The 13,977-nt window shown below is 61.0% G+C and carries 12 protein-coding genes; 4 read left to right on the top strand and 8 right to left on the bottom strand.

What is annotated here, in order from left to right; genetic code table 11:
- The first annotated feature begins 104 nt into the window (after positions 1-104).
- The 4 genes from HMPREF9696_RS00305 (at position 105) to HMPREF9696_RS00290 (ending at position 5,813) form a co-directional block, all read left to right on the top strand.
- Positions 105-587: a (2Fe-2S)-binding protein gene (locus HMPREF9696_RS00305; RefSeq protein ID WP_040301713.1), complete on the top strand. Its 483-nt coding sequence runs from the start codon at positions 105-107 to the stop codon at positions 585-587.
- Positions 587-4,150, top strand: coding sequence for a molybdopterin cofactor-binding domain-containing protein (locus tag HMPREF9696_RS00300; RefSeq protein WP_002710925.1), 3,564 nt, complete (start codon positions 587-589; stop codon positions 4,148-4,150). Before HMPREF9696_RS00305 ends, HMPREF9696_RS00300 begins: the two co-directional genes overlap by 1 nt.
- Positions 4,151-4,193: 43 nt before the next feature.
- Positions 4,194-5,498, top strand: coding sequence for a nicotinate phosphoribosyltransferase (gene pncB / locus HMPREF9696_RS00295; protein ID WP_002710924.1), 1,305 nt, complete (start codon positions 4,194-4,196; stop codon positions 5,496-5,498).
- Between the two features lie 81 nt (positions 5,499-5,579).
- Entirely contained in the window at positions 5,580-5,813 is a 234-nt protein-coding gene (locus HMPREF9696_RS00290; RefSeq protein WP_040301711.1) for a DUF6489 family protein, read from the top strand.
- Positions 5,814-5,830: 17 nt separating this feature from the next.
- Here HMPREF9696_RS00290 and HMPREF9696_RS00285 read toward each other — a convergent pair whose 3' ends face one another.
- The 8 genes from HMPREF9696_RS00285 to HMPREF9696_RS00250 form a co-directional block, all read right to left on the bottom strand.
- On the bottom strand, positions 5,831-6,556 hold the full coding sequence (locus HMPREF9696_RS00285; protein WP_002710922.1) for a GntR family transcriptional regulator: 726 nt from the start codon (positions 6,554-6,556) through the stop codon (positions 5,831-5,833).
- 11 nt (positions 6,557-6,567) lie between these two features.
- On the bottom strand, positions 6,568-6,957 hold the full coding sequence (gene hpxZ, locus HMPREF9696_RS00280) for an oxalurate catabolism protein HpxZ (protein WP_040301709.1): 390 nt from the start codon (positions 6,955-6,957) through the stop codon (positions 6,568-6,570).
- A gap of 8 nt (positions 6,958-6,965) precedes the next feature.
- Positions 6,966-8,381 carry an AtzE family amidohydrolase gene (locus HMPREF9696_RS00275; protein ID WP_002710920.1) on the bottom strand — a complete coding sequence of 472 codons (1,416 nt, stop codon included), beginning with the start codon at positions 8,379-8,381 and terminating at the stop codon, positions 6,966-6,968.
- The gene (locus tag HMPREF9696_RS00270; protein ID WP_002710919.1) at positions 8,371-8,556 is read right to left on the bottom strand and encodes a DUF4089 domain-containing protein; all 186 of its coding nucleotides are present in this window, start codon (positions 8,554-8,556) and stop codon (positions 8,371-8,373) included. The genes HMPREF9696_RS00275 and HMPREF9696_RS00270 overlap by 11 nt, the downstream gene beginning before the upstream one ends.
- Positions 8,557-8,578: 22 nt before the next feature.
- Positions 8,579-10,291 (bottom strand): dipeptide ABC transporter ATP-binding protein, encoded by a 1,713-nt coding sequence (locus HMPREF9696_RS00265; protein ID WP_002710918.1) that lies wholly within the window; start codon positions 10,289-10,291, stop codon positions 8,579-8,581.
- A gap of 61 nt (positions 10,292-10,352) precedes the next feature.
- Positions 10,353-11,252: an ABC transporter permease gene (locus HMPREF9696_RS00260; RefSeq protein ID WP_002710917.1), complete on the bottom strand. Its 900-nt coding sequence runs from the start codon at positions 11,250-11,252 to the stop codon at positions 10,353-10,355.
- Positions 11,249-12,262 carry an ABC transporter permease gene (locus HMPREF9696_RS00255; protein WP_002710916.1) on the bottom strand — a complete coding sequence of 338 codons (1,014 nt, stop codon included), beginning with the start codon at positions 12,260-12,262 and terminating at the stop codon, positions 11,249-11,251. Before HMPREF9696_RS00255 ends, HMPREF9696_RS00260 begins: the two co-directional genes overlap by 4 nt.
- A 15-nt stretch (positions 12,263-12,277) precedes the next feature.
- Positions 12,278-13,891: an ABC transporter substrate-binding protein gene (locus tag HMPREF9696_RS00250; RefSeq protein WP_002710915.1), complete on the bottom strand. Its 1,614-nt coding sequence runs from the start codon at positions 13,889-13,891 to the stop codon at positions 12,278-12,280.
- Positions 13,892-13,977 lie beyond the last annotated feature (86 nt).

The following is a 13,977-nucleotide window of genomic DNA, read 5'->3' as shown; positions in this document are numbered from 1 at the left end:
CCTGCGTCACATCTCGCGCTTGCACGTTTGTATACAAACGGTATCGTCACCTCGACATATGACCGACCTTTTGCAACGCAGCAGATCGGGCCGTGACGATGAGCATGACGCAGACGACGATCCGCCTGACGGTGAACGGCAACATCCGCGACGTCGCCGCGGCTCCCGACACCGCATTGCTTTATGTTTTGCGCAACGATCTGGAACTGAACGGCCCGAAATACGGCTGCGGCCTTGGCGAGTGCGGCGCATGCACGGTGATTATTGACGGCGTGGCGGCGCGATCCTGCGTGATCCCGATCAGCGGCTGTACAGATCGGGACATTCTGACTCTCGAAGGCCTCGGTTCGCGCCAGCACCCCGATCCGGTGCAAACCGCCTTTATCGAAGAACAGGCCGCGCAATGCGGCTATTGCCTCAACGGCATGATCATGACCACGAAGGCGCTGCTGATGCAAAACCCGCAGCCTTCGGAAGCGGAAGTGCGGCAGGCCTTGCAATACAATCTGTGCCGCTGCGGCGCTCATGTCGAGATCCTGCGCGCGGTCCAGCGCGCAGCGGGACATGCCGTCGAGGACCGCGAGTGATGGCGAAGGAGTTACAGGAGAACCGACAGCCCTCAGGATCGCTTGCTGTGGTTCGTCCTGCGGCTTCGGTTGCAATGGACCCGGGTTTCGAGACTTTCATCAGGATCGGCGCGAACGGAACGATCACCGCATTCAACGGCCATGTCGACCTCGGCACGGGCATCCGCACGGCGCTTGGGCAGATCGTCGCGGAAGAACTCGATGTCTCGTTCGCCCGCGTTGTCGTCGTGCTCGGCGACACCTCGCAGGTCCCCAATCAGGGCGCGACCATCGCCAGCGAGACGATCCAGATTACGGCAACCCCCTTGCGCAAGGCAGCGGCACAAGCGCGCCACTTTCTCATCGCGCGCGCCGCCGAGCGGCTCGGCCTTTCCGCGGCTGACCTGTCGATCGAAGACGGCCTGATCCGGGGGCACGACAACCGCAGCGTGAGCTATGGCGAACTGATCGGAGATGAGGTCATCCGGCTGGAACTGGCCGACGATGTCGAAGTGAAAACAGCCGATTTATACAAGATCGTCGGCCAGTCGATTCCCCGCGTCGATCTTCCGGCCAAGGCAACCGGAGAGCTGGTGTACGTCCACGATGTCCGCGTGCCAGGCATGCTGCATGGCCGTGTGGTTCGCCCGCCCTACGCTGGTGTCGATGCCGGGAGTTTTGTCGGGACGAGCCTGATCGCCGTCGATGAATCCTCCGTTCGGGATATTCCCGGACTGGTGGCCGTTGTGCAGATCGGAGATTTTGTTGGCGTCGTCGCCGAGCGCGAGGAAAACGCGATCAAAGCCGCCAGCCGGCTCAAGGTCGTGTGGAAGCCGACGCCGACGCTACCCCGCCTTGACGACGTCGAGAACGCGCTGCGCGCCAATCCGGGCAACCCGCGAACATTGCTCGACAAGGGCAACGTCGATGACGCAATTGCGAATGCCGACAAGCCGATCAAGCGGACCTATGTCTGGCCCTATCAGATGCATGCGTCGATCGGCCCGTCCTGTTCGGTCGCAGACGTGCAGGACGGCACGGTGCGTGTGTGGTCCGGAACGCAAAATCCTCACATTCTCCGATCCGATCTCGCATTGCTTCTGTCGCTCCCCGAATCGCAGATCGACGTGATCCGGATGGAAGCTGCGGGTTGTTACGGCCGTAACTGCGCAGATGACGTCTCTGCCGACGCCGTCCTGCTGTCCCGCGCAATCGGCAAGCCGGTTCGCGTGCAGCTCACCCGCGAACAGGAGCACGAATGGGAGCCGAAGGGCACCGCGCAACTCATCGACGTGAACGGCGGCCTTAACGCTGATGGCAGCGTCGCGGCTTATGACTTCGCCACACGTTATCCATCGAATGGCGCGCCGACGCTGGCGCTGCTGCTCACCGGCGCTGTGGCGCCGGTCCCGGCGGTGTTTGAAATGGGTGACCGCACGGCGATCCCGCCTTACGATTATGACACGATGCGGGTGGTCGCTCACGACATGCCACCCATTGTTCGCGCCTCATGGTTTCGCGGTGTGTCGGCTTTGCCCAACACGTTTGCACACGAGTCCTATATCGACGAGCTTGCAACAGAAGCCGGCGTCGATCCGATCGAATACCGGCTGCGCTACCTGAAAGACCCGCGCGCGGTCGATCTGGTCAAGGCCGTCGCGAAGCGCGCCGAATGGGCTCCTCGCCCGGTCTGGAAACAACCGGAAGCAGACGGCGACGTGGTGCGCGGACGCGGCTTTGCCTACGCGCTTTATGTCCACAGCAAATTTCCCGGCTATGGCGCGGCCTGGTCGGCATGGATCGCGGATGTCGCCGTCAACAGGTCCACCGGCGACGTCAGCGTGACCCGCGTCGTGGCCGGGCAGGATTCCGGACTGATGATCAACCCCGAGGGCGTTCGGCACCAGATCCATGGCAATGTCATCCAGTCCGCCAGCCGTGCCCTGATGGAAGAAGTCTCGTTTGACCGAACCACGGTCGCGAGCCGCGAATGGGGCGCCTACCCCATCATCAAATTTCCGGATGTTCCGAAGATCGACGTGCTGATGCTGCCGCGTCAGGATCAGCCTCCGCTCGGCGTCGGAGAATCCGCATCGGTGCCGAGCGCCGCTGCGATTGCAAATGCCATATTCGATGCGACCGGCGTCCGCTTCCGCGAACTCCCGCTGACGCCCGAGCGCATCCTGGCCGGCCTGAACGGCGGGAAACCTCCCGAGCCGAAAGCTCTGCCGAACACAACCATTCAGCAGCAGGCGCAATTTCGGGAAAGCCGAAATCCTCTTGTCAAACGCCGGGGAGCGCTTGCGGGTATCGCGGCTACCTGCGCCGCCGTCGTTGGTGTCGCGACCGCCGTTTTGCCGTGGCGATCAATTCCTCCAATCGCGCGGCCGGACGCATCCGCCTATTCCGCCGCAACGATCGCCAAGGGCCATCAACTCGCTGCGCTGGGCAATTGCGCGGGCTGCCATACCGAGATCAATGGCGTGGTCAACGCAGGCGGGCGCGCGATCGAAACGCCGTTTGGGATTATCTACAGCACCAACATCACGCCCGATCCGGAGACCGGCATCGGCGCGTGGTCCTATCCGGCCTTCGAGCGTGCCATGCGTGAAGGCATTCATCGCGACGGGCGGCATCTTTATCCGGCCTTCCCATACAATCACTTTGCCCGAACGACTGACGCAGACCTGCAGGCGCTTTATGCCTACCTGATTGCCCAGCCCGCCGTGCGCGCGACGAACCGCGAGACCGCGCTCGTATTCCCGTTCAACCTTCGCCCCCTGATGGCGGGATGGAATGCGCTGTTTCATAAACCCGCGGTATTCAGGGCTGACCCGGCCCAATCGGACACATGGAATCGCGGCGCCTATCTGGTCGAAAGCCTTGGTCATTGCGGGGCGTGCCACACGCCGCGAAACGCCCTCGGCGCGGAGAGAGACGCCCGCGCCTATCTGGCAGGAGGCGTTTCGGATGGCTGGGAAGCGCAGCCGCTCACCTCGCTGTCGCAGGCACCGATTCCATGGACCGAGGACGAACTCTTCGCCTATCTGCGAACCGGCACCTCCCGCTTTCACGGCGTCGCCGCAGGGCCGATGGCGCCGGTCGTGAAGGAGTTGGCGGCAGTCCCTGATGGAGACATCCGCGCCATGGCGGTTTATCTGGCGTCCTTCAATGAGACAAAGATAACTCCGGCAGCCCAGGACGCCCTCGCCGCCCGCCTCGAAGACGCCACGCGCGCGAGAACGCCATCGGCATCGCCTGTCGGAGCCCGCATCTATGAGGGCGCATGCGCTGTCTGCCATCAGGTCGGCGGGCCTGTCCTGTTCGGCACCAGGCCGTCGCTGGCACTGAACAGCAACCTGCACAGCGCGATGCCGGACAATCTCATCCAGGTTATCCTGCACGGGATCGAACAGCCGGTGTCCTCCGATCTCGGATACATGCCAGCTTTCAGGAACAGCCTGAGCGACGGACAGGTCGCGGAGCTTGTGTCCTATCTGCGGCAGCAGTTCGCGCCGGACAAGGCACCCTGGACCGATCTGGCGGCCACCGTTAACCGAATCCGGCGCTCCGCCGGGCCATAAAATCACTCTGGTTGCCCGCCGGGGAGCCGGATATGATCCCGGCATGACTGTTACAGATATTGCTTCACGCACCTACAATCACGGCTGGCGGCTCGATCCCATCGTGCGCAGCCTTCTCGATACCGATTTCTACAAACTTCTGATGCTTCAGATGATCCGGAGGTTCTATCCGGACGAGCATGTCACCTTCTCGGTCATCAACCGGACTCACCATGTTCGCCTCGGCGACGTCATTGATGAGGGCGAGCTTCGCGCACAGCTTGACCACGCCCGCACCGTTCGCTTCAGCAAGAAGGAACTGATCTGGCTGGCCGGTAATACGTTCTACGGCAAGACCCAGATGTTCTCGCCGGATTTCATCAGTTGGCTCGCTGCATTCCAGCTTCCGGAATATGAACTGCACACGGTCGACGGTCAGTATGAGTTGCACTTCCACGGACCGTGGACGCATACCACGATGTGGGAAATTCCCGCGCTCGCCATCATCAACGAACTGCGGTCGCGGCAGGCCATGAAAGGCCAGGGCCGGTTCGTTCTCGATGTGCTTTATGCCCGCGCCAAGGCCAAGCTCTGGACCAAGGTCGAACGGCTGCGCAAACTCGAAGGCCTCCGTCTCTCCGACTTTGGAACGCGGCGGCGTCACGGCTTCCTGTGGCAGCGCTGGTGCGTCGAAGCTGTCAAGGAAGGGCTTGGCCCGGCATTCACCGGCACTTCCAACGTGCTCCTCGCCATGGACAACGATCTCGAAGCGATCGGCACCAATGCGCATGAACTTCCGATGGTCGCCGCAGCGCTCGCCAAGGATGACAACGAACTTCGATGGGCGCCCTACCTCATCCTCGATCAGTGGCGCCGGACCTATGATGGAAATCTTCTGATTGCCCTGCCCGACGCCTTTGGCACCAAGGCCTTCCTTCGGGATGCGCCTGAATGGGTCGCCGACTGGACCGGCTTTCGCCCGGACAGCGCGCCGCCGATTTCCGCCGGCGAGGAAATCATCGCGTGGTGGAAGGAAAAGGGGCGCAATCCGAAAGAGAAGCTGCTGATTTTCTCGGACGGCATGGACGTCGGATCTATCGAGGAAACCCACCGGCACTTTGCCGGGCGCGTCCGCACCAGCTTCGGCTGGGGCACCAATCTCACAAATGACTTTGTCGGCTGCGCGCCGGACGGCACCGCCGATCTCGATCCCATTTCGCTGGTGTGCAAGGTGACATCCGTCAACGGACAGCCTGCGGTCAAGCTCTCGGACAATCCTGAAAAGGCGACCGGCAGTCCCGCCGAGATCGCGCGCTATCTGCGTGTGTTCGGAAATGCAGGCCGCGTCCGAACCGCCGTGCATGTGTGACGGTTTTCACCCGGTATCATCCGCTATAAACTTGCATCAGCTCCATCCCGAAATCACTCTCTCCGAGCCAGGACCGATATGATGAAATTCACCGTCAATGTTGATTGCACGCCACAAGAAGCACGCGAGTTTCTCGGCCTTCCGAATGTTCAGCCCATGCAGGAACGGGCCATGAAGCAATTCGAGGAGCGGCTTCTTTCGGGAATGGCCGCGATGTCACCCGACACCATCCTGAAGAGCTGGATGTCGTTCAATCCGGAACAATTCGGCGAAATGTTCAAGATGTTCAGCGGGCTCGGCGGCGCGAAGAAGTAAACGCCTGCGCCGGGAGACTACAGCGACACCGCGTAAACCTCATACTCCTCGCGGACTGTTTCAATGTGATCCCGCATCGCGCTCGCGGCGCCGGTCTTGTCACCACGCATGATGGCAACAACAACGCGGTCATGTTCGGCATAGGACTTGGCGAGCCGCCCGAGGTTGCGGAATTGAGCGCGGCGAAACGGCTGTACGCGCACGCGCGTCGAAAGCGCCATTTCAGCCACATAATCGTTTTGCGATCCGACATAGATCGCATTATGGAAAGCTTCGTTGACCTCGTGGAACAGTTGCGGGTTGCCGTCATAGCTCAAAACCCGCAGCCGCTCATGCAGGCCCTCAAGCTCCCGCCGCTGCACGACCGGCATGCGCTCTGCCGCTAGCCCTGCGCATAGCGCCTCGAGTTCGGCCATCGCTTCAAACATGCTGTTAAGCTGCACGATCGTCGGCCGCGCCACAACGGCGCTGCGGTGCGCGCGCGCGTTGACAAGTCCGCTCGCAACCAGTTGACGCAACGCTTCCCGGACCGGTGTGCGCGACACGCCGAATCGGCGCGCAATGTCGGACTCATCGAGCAAGGAGCCGGGTTCAAGGGCGCCGCGGACAATGTCGTCAGCCAGTTGCAGCCGCAATTCCTCGGCGAGCGTGCGCTTCGCAGGCTGAACGCCTGCACGCCCGACAGAAGAGCCCGGCTCGCCCGGCCCCGATGGCTCCTCAAAAGTTTGCCGGATATCGGACATCGAATTCCCGGTTACTCCTGCGGCACGTCGATCAGGCTGACATGCGCCGCCACGATCCGCCAGCCTTCCGGAAAGCGAACCCAGGTCTGCATCTGACGACCGACCTTGCCGGGGCTTGATGAGCGATGAAACAGCGTGGATGCAACGGCGGTATCGTGGCCGTAGGCGGTAATGACCGTTCTGGAGAGATCGCGCATCAAACCCGCCGGATTTCGCGCGGCACGAAACGCGGCGATCGACTCGTAGCCATAGAGATTTTCGCCGATCCCGTAGCGCAGGGTGCGGGAATCCTTGCGAAACAAGGTATCGAGTGTTGCCACATCATTCGATGTCAGCGCCTTTTCATAAGCTGCGAACGCCGCGCCGACTTCGGCAACGACATCCGGCAAATCGACTTCGATGGTCATTTTCAGATATCCATGGGCCGCGGCGCACTCACCACGCCCGCCTGTTCAAGAGCATATGCAACCCGCAGCGCCACATCTTCCCGCCACGGACCTGCAATCACCTGCACACCGACAGGCATCGGGTCAAGCGGAACGGGCACGGCAACCACCGGCAGGCCAATAAAGGAAATCGGCTGGGTATGGATTCCGATATTCGGGCGCACCGGCAGTTCCACGCCGTCCAGCACGAATGTCGCCTGACCAATCTTCGGCGCGATGCAGGGCGTGGCTGGCGCCAGAATGACATCGACGCTCTTGAACAGTTCAAGAACCTGTTCGCGATACCACCGGCGAAACTTTTGCGCGCGATCAACGAACACGGAAGGGACCATTGCGCCGGCGATCAGCCGATCGCGAACGGCGGGATCGAAATCCTGCGGACGGGTCCGCAGCCGGTCCAGATGAAGCGAGGCCGCCTCGCTTGTGGTGATGACAAAGGCCGCCGCCCGGGCACGCGCCGCTTCGAGTATCTCCACCTCGGTAGTGACTGACAGGGCCTTGGCGACGCGCGCAACGGCTTCCATCGCTTCGGGGGTCAGATTTTCCTTGAAATAGCCGCCGGCGACCGCGATCCGCACCCCGTCGATGCCCCTGGCGAGCGAAGGAATGGTGGCTTCAATCGGCCGATCGGCGCACGCAGGATCGTCCGCGTCGGAGCCTTGCATCACATCGTAGGCGAGCGCCAGGTCGCGGGTGGATCGCGCGAAAGGACCAAGATGATCGAAACTCGCGACAAACGGAAATGTCCGTGCGCGCGACAGCCGTCCATAGGTCGGCTTCAGGCCGAAGATGCCGCAAAACGACGATGGAACGCGGATTGATCCGTTTGTGTCCGATCCCAGCGCAAGCGGCACAAGTCCGCCACCGACCGCGCTCCCCGACCCGCCGGACGATCCGCCGCTCATACGTGTCAGGTCGTGCGGATTGCGCGACGGCCCATCATGCGCATTCTCGCCGGTGAAATCATAGGCGTACTCGCCCATGTTAAGCGCGCCGACCAGCACCGCGCCGGCAGCTTCCATGCGCTCGATCAGCGCCGCGTCCCGCGATGACGGTGCGAGGTCACGATTGATCTTCGAGCCGGCGCGCGTTGATACACCGGATACATCGAAGAGATTCTTGACGGCGAACGGGACGCCTGCCAACGGGCCTGCGCTTCCCCCGCTTGCAACTGTCGCGTCGATTTTCCGCGCTGTGGCCCGCGCCCGCTCGGCCACAACATCGGTGAACGCATTCAGTTTTCCGTCGACAGCCGCAATTCGCCCCAGCACATGGTTGGTGACATCCAGCGCTGACATGCTCCCCGAGGCAACGCCATCGGCGATCACAGATGCCGACAGCCATTCAGTTCCGGCTGTTATCGTTGTTTCATGCTTCATAGATGGCCGCCGGCTCGATCTCATCGGGCAACGGAAATTCCTGCACCAGCCGCGCCAATTTCAAGGTGTTGTCCATGTTCAGGCGAACGGCAGGCATCCAGGCAGGATCAATTCTGAGACCGAGAATGTCTGCTGAGGCGTCGATATATTTGTCCAGATGATCTGGCGATGACATTGGCTCGCACCGTTTGTTCTGTTCAGTTCACCGCCAGCGGCGGATGAGGAATCGCCGACAGCAATTCGCGGGTATACGCATCCTGCGGAGCATCCAGAACAGCTTCGGTCGATCCCTGTTCAACGATCCGTCCGCTCCTCATCACAATGACCCTGTCGCACAGAAGCCGCACCACATTCAGGTCATGCGAAACGAACAGATAGCTCATTCCCATCGACTGCTTGAGGTCCTGCAGGAGATTCAGAACGACCGCCTGCACGGAAACATCGAGTGCCGCTGTCGGTTCATCCAGGATGATCAGGTCGGGCTTCAGCGCAATGGCGCGGGCAATCCCGACACGGGCTTTCTGGCCACCCGACATCTGGTGCGGGAATCTATCCAGCAAGGACAATGGGAGGCCGACCTGACGGGCCAGATCCTCGCACCGCGCACGCAGCGCAGCCGTGCCCTTGATATCGCCGAGTTGCATGATCGGATCGGCAATCGCCCGCGCCGCCGTGTAGCGCGGATTGAGGCTGTCAGTGGGGTCCTGAAACACCATCTGGATTCGCTTGCGTTGGGGAAGCCGTGCGAATGACTTCGGTGGAATCTCGCCAATATCCTCACCATCGAAGACAATACGGCCCGAGGTCTGGCCAAGCAGGCGCATCACCATCATTGAGGTGGTCGACTTTCCGCAACCCGATTCGCCGACAAGTCCGACGCTTTCTCCGCGCGCGACAGAAAAGCTGATGCCATCCACCGCGCGAAACTGCTCCGGCTCAACAGGAGGCTTGCGGCCAAAGAGCGAAGACAGGGTACGGGTCGCGCCTTGGCGAGGATATTCCTTTACCAGCTTCTCCACCACCAGAAGCGGTGTTTCACTGGCGTCCGGCGCGGGACCGGGAGCAACAACGGTTGCTGCGGCCCTGTCTTCGTCGGGCAGCAGATCGCGCAGCGACACGCCAAGTCTCGGCGTCGCGCGCATCAGCTTGCGCGTGTAAGGATGCTCGGGCCTGGCGAAGATATCCTTCGAGAGCGCCGTCTCGACCACATTGCCCTTTTCCATCACCACAACGCGATCGCAATATGCCGCCGCAAGGCCCAGATCGTGCGTGATGAGAATGGTTGACATGCCGCGGCTCTTCGTCAGTTCGACGATCAGGTCCATCACCGCCTTCTGCGTGGTGACGTCGAGACCTGTGGTCGGCTCGTCTGCAATCAGCAACTGCGGATTGCAGGCCAGCGCCAGAGCGATCACGACGCGCTGGCACATGCCGCCGGACAACTCGAACGGATAGGCATGATAGCGTTCGCGCGGCCGTGCGATCCTGACCTGCTCAAGCGCCTCGATTGCTTTCTCACCCCGATCGTTCGAGGTGGATTGGACATGCTGGCGCAGCACGTCCTCGATCTGATCTCCGACCTTGCGGATCGGGTTCAGTGCGGCGCGCGGATTCTGGAAGATCATCGAGATTTCGCGACCCCGGAGGTCGCGCATCTCCGGCTCGGACGCATTCTTGACATCGATCCCCGAAAACATAATCGAACCGTCAGCGATCTTTCCGGCTCGATCCAGAATTCGCATCACGGCGTAGGATGTCACCGATTTTCCCGAGCCTGACTCGCCCACAATGCCGAGGGTCTCGCCCTTGGCGAGCGAGATGTTGACATGCTTGACGGCCTGCACGGTGCCGCGCCGGGTCGCGAACTCAACCGTAAGATCGGTGACATCGAGCAGAGGCTTTGCGGTCATGGCTCTCTATCCTCGAGCATGATCTGATCGGAAAACCGATTTCCATTTTTCCGGATCATGCTCATGTCCTCCGCTGCGGATCGACAATATCGCGCAATCCGTCGCCGAGAAGATTGAAGCAGAACACCGCGATCATCAACGCAAGACCCGGAAAGAAAGCGATCCACCATTCGCCCGAAACCATGAAAGTCGCGCCTTCCGCAACCATGATCCCCCATTCCGGGGTCGGCGGGCGAACACCCAGACCGATAAACGACAGTCCCGCCGCATTCAGGATCGCGTAGCCCATGGTCAGGGACATCTGCACGATCATGATCGGCATGATGTTCGGCAGGATGTGCCCGAGGAGAATGCGATACTCGCCATTCCCCGACAGCCGCGCGGCCTGCACAAAACCCGCCTCGCGGCGAACGTTTGCTTCGGCGCGAGCGACACGCACATAGAGCGGGAAATTCACGATCGCAGTCGCGATGATGATGTTCTGGACGGTGTTACCGAGCGCGGCGACGATACCCATCGCGAGCACAAACAGCGGAAACGCCATGATCGTGTCGGAAACCCGCCCGACAATGCGGTCGGTCCATCCGCCGAAGTAGCCGGCCGCGATGCCGGCAATGCCGCCCATGAAGAACACCAGCACGACGGAAGCGGCCGCAATGAAGAAATCCAGCCTGGTCGCAACCACGACGCGGCTCAGAATGTCGCGGCCAAGTTGATCAGTCCCAAACCAGTGCGCGGCTGACGGCGGCTTCAAGGCCTGGGCCGTATCGCTCGCCAGCGGATCGTAAGGAACAATCCAGGGACCGAACACGGCTGCGAAGATAATGATAATGAGAAGTCCGAACGCGAATGCTGTGACCGGGTTTTCGCCAAGGATGTAGCGGGCGTGCTGCAACGTGGCCTTGAGGCCCGACGCCTGGGATGTTGAGGCCACGTCAGCGGCCGGCGCGACTGTGCTCATCCTTCCAACCTCACCCGAGGATCAATGACACCATAAAGAATGTCGATAATCAGATTGAGCATGACGTACATCACCGCCATGGTCAGCACGAACCCCTGCACCGGCGCGAAGTCCGATGAAATCAGGGCTTCAACGGCGTAAGAGCCTATGCCCGGCCATGCAAAGACCTTTTCGACAAGGACGTTGGCGCCCAGCAGGAAAGAGAACACCATGCTCAGGGTGGTGATGACCGGCAGCATGGCGTTGCGGAATGCGTAGGTGACGATCACCTTCGACGGCGACAGGCCACTGGCGCGCGCGGTCCGGACGAAGTCCGACGCCAGCACTGCGAGCATGGAGGCGCGGGTCATGCGTGCAATCGGCGCGAGCGAGAAAATCGCCAAAGTCAGGGCCGGAAGGACAAGCTGACCGAGCGCCGAACGGAATGTCTCGAAATTTCGCGCGAGCAGGCTGTCAATCAGATAGAAGCCGGTGACGGTCGGCGGCGCACTGGCAAACACATCGAGCCGGCCCAGCGGCGCTGGCGACCAGCCAAGTTTGAAGTAGAAAACGTACACAAGCACAAGACCGGTGAAAAAGACCGGCAACGAGACCCCTGCCGTGGTGAGCACGCGACAGAGATGGTCAATCCACGAGCCGGGTCTGGTTGCTGCCAGAATGCCGAGCGGAATCGCGATTGCGATTGCAATCAACAGTCCGGTCAGGGTCAGTTCCGCAGAGGCCGGGAGCCGGTTGCGGATTTCCGTCGCCACCGGCTGACCGGTGGTGAGCGAATTGCCGAGATTGCCCTTGGACAGATCCACCGTGTAGCGGACGAACTGCTCAAAGAGCGGCTTGTCGAGTCCAAGCTGTTTCCGGATTTGCTCAATGGCGTCCTTGGTCGCAGCAGGCCCGGCGAAATACGCCGCCGGATCGCCCGGCAGCGCGCGCGTCAGGAGGAACGTAACAATCACGACCCCGATCAAACTCGGGATCGCGAAGGCCAGCCGTTTTCCGATCATGCCGAGCATGACGCCGCCCGCCTGTTATGCTTTCACCAGCGCACGATAGTCGAGACGCCGATGGAACCAGTACTGATAGCCGGAAATGTTCTTCTGCATCGCGACGTTGACGTAAGGCTGATATAGCGGAATGCGCGGAATGTCCGTAAAGGCGAGATCGACAAAGCCCTTCACGTCCTTGTCGTAGTTCGCCTTGTCGCCGATCGCTGCGGCGGTCACGGCTCCGTCGATGAAGGCATCCATGTCCTTTGACTGATAGCTCATCGTATTGAAGACGGAATTCTTGCCGCTGTAGCACCAGATGAAAAAGTATTCCGGATAGTCGAGCCAGCCCGAGAACACGTTGGTGTAGAGCGGCAACACCTTCTTGTTCAGTTCGGTGCGCCAGTTGGCGCCGGGGATTTTATTGATCGTGACCTTGATCCCGATCTGGGCGAGGCTTTCCTGCACAAGAATGCACAGCGGCTCGTTGACGCCGGCGAATCCGAGATCGAACGACAGCGTGGTCTCAAAGCCGTTCGGATAGCCGGCCTCCGCCAGCAGCGCCTTGGCTTTCGCAATATCCGTGTTGTACTTGTGAGGCTGCGGCCAGGCCACTTCCGTCGGCCCGCTCCCGCCGAACATCGGCTTTGCAAGACCGAACAGAACGGCATCCATGATCTTCTGATACGGCAGCGCATAGGCTACCGCCTGACGGACCTTGAGATTGTCGAACGGCGGGTTCTTGACGTTCATGCCGATGTACTGGACGCCGTTGGAATATGGCGTCGACACGATGTTGAGCTTGCCGGAATCTTTCAACTCGACAAAGTCCTTGTTGGGCAGATCGTAGGAGATGTCGGCGTCGCCGCGCTCCAGCAGCGCGCGGCGGTTTCCGGATTGCGGCACCATGCGCCAGATCACGCGCTTGATCTTGGGAAGCGGCCCGCCGACCCAGTTGTCGTTTCGCTCCATCACCACTTCGGTGCCGGCGGTCCAGTTCTTCACCTGATAGGCGCCGGAACCCGCGGTGTTCTGCTTGGTGTATTCGAGGCCCCAAGGATCCTTTTCGCTGGCGTGCTTCTTCACCAGTTCGGAATTGACAATGCACGGCACAATCACCGCGAGGTCGGGGATGGTGAGACGATCTTTCTTGGCGAAATCCACGCGGAAGGTGTTGTCGTCAACCACGACAAACTGCTCGGGCTTGGTGAGAGAACCCGCCGCCATCTGGAAGGTCGGAAAGCCGCCGACGCTGACGGCGCGATCGAGCGACCATTTCACGTCCTTCGCCGTCACCGGCGCACCGTCATGAAACTTCGCGTTCTTCTTGAGCTTGAACGTCACCGACATGTCGCCGACGTTCATGTCTTCCGCGAGTTCGGGCTTGAACTTGTCGCGGTCGTAGTACGGCACGCCATTGGCGCCGGTCTTCATTTCATGGCTAATGAGCCGGTCGTAGCAATTCCACGACACCTCGTAGCCCGGCACGTTGGTGCCGACGCCGTGGATGTCGAGATTGTTTGGTCCGCTCTCCGAAACGATGAGAAGTGACTCGGATCGCGCATCCGCCTTGGCGGACGACCAGATCGCCGGACCCGGTATGGCGGCACCTGCCGCGGCTGCAGTGACAGTCTTCAGGAAATCGCGACGTTTCATCATGCTCTCCAGCCATTGAGACTTTGCTGGAGAGGACTTCGCAATCTTCGTGCCAAGACTTAACGAAACTCTAAAATCGGCCTAAG

This window comes from Afipia clevelandensis ATCC 49720 (assembly GCF_000336555.1).
Classification (GTDB): domain Bacteria; phylum Pseudomonadota; class Alphaproteobacteria; order Rhizobiales; family Xanthobacteraceae; genus Afipia; species Afipia clevelandensis.
The sequence above is the reverse complement of the archived record's forward strand: the minus strand, read 5'-3'. Positions and strand labels throughout refer to the sequence as shown.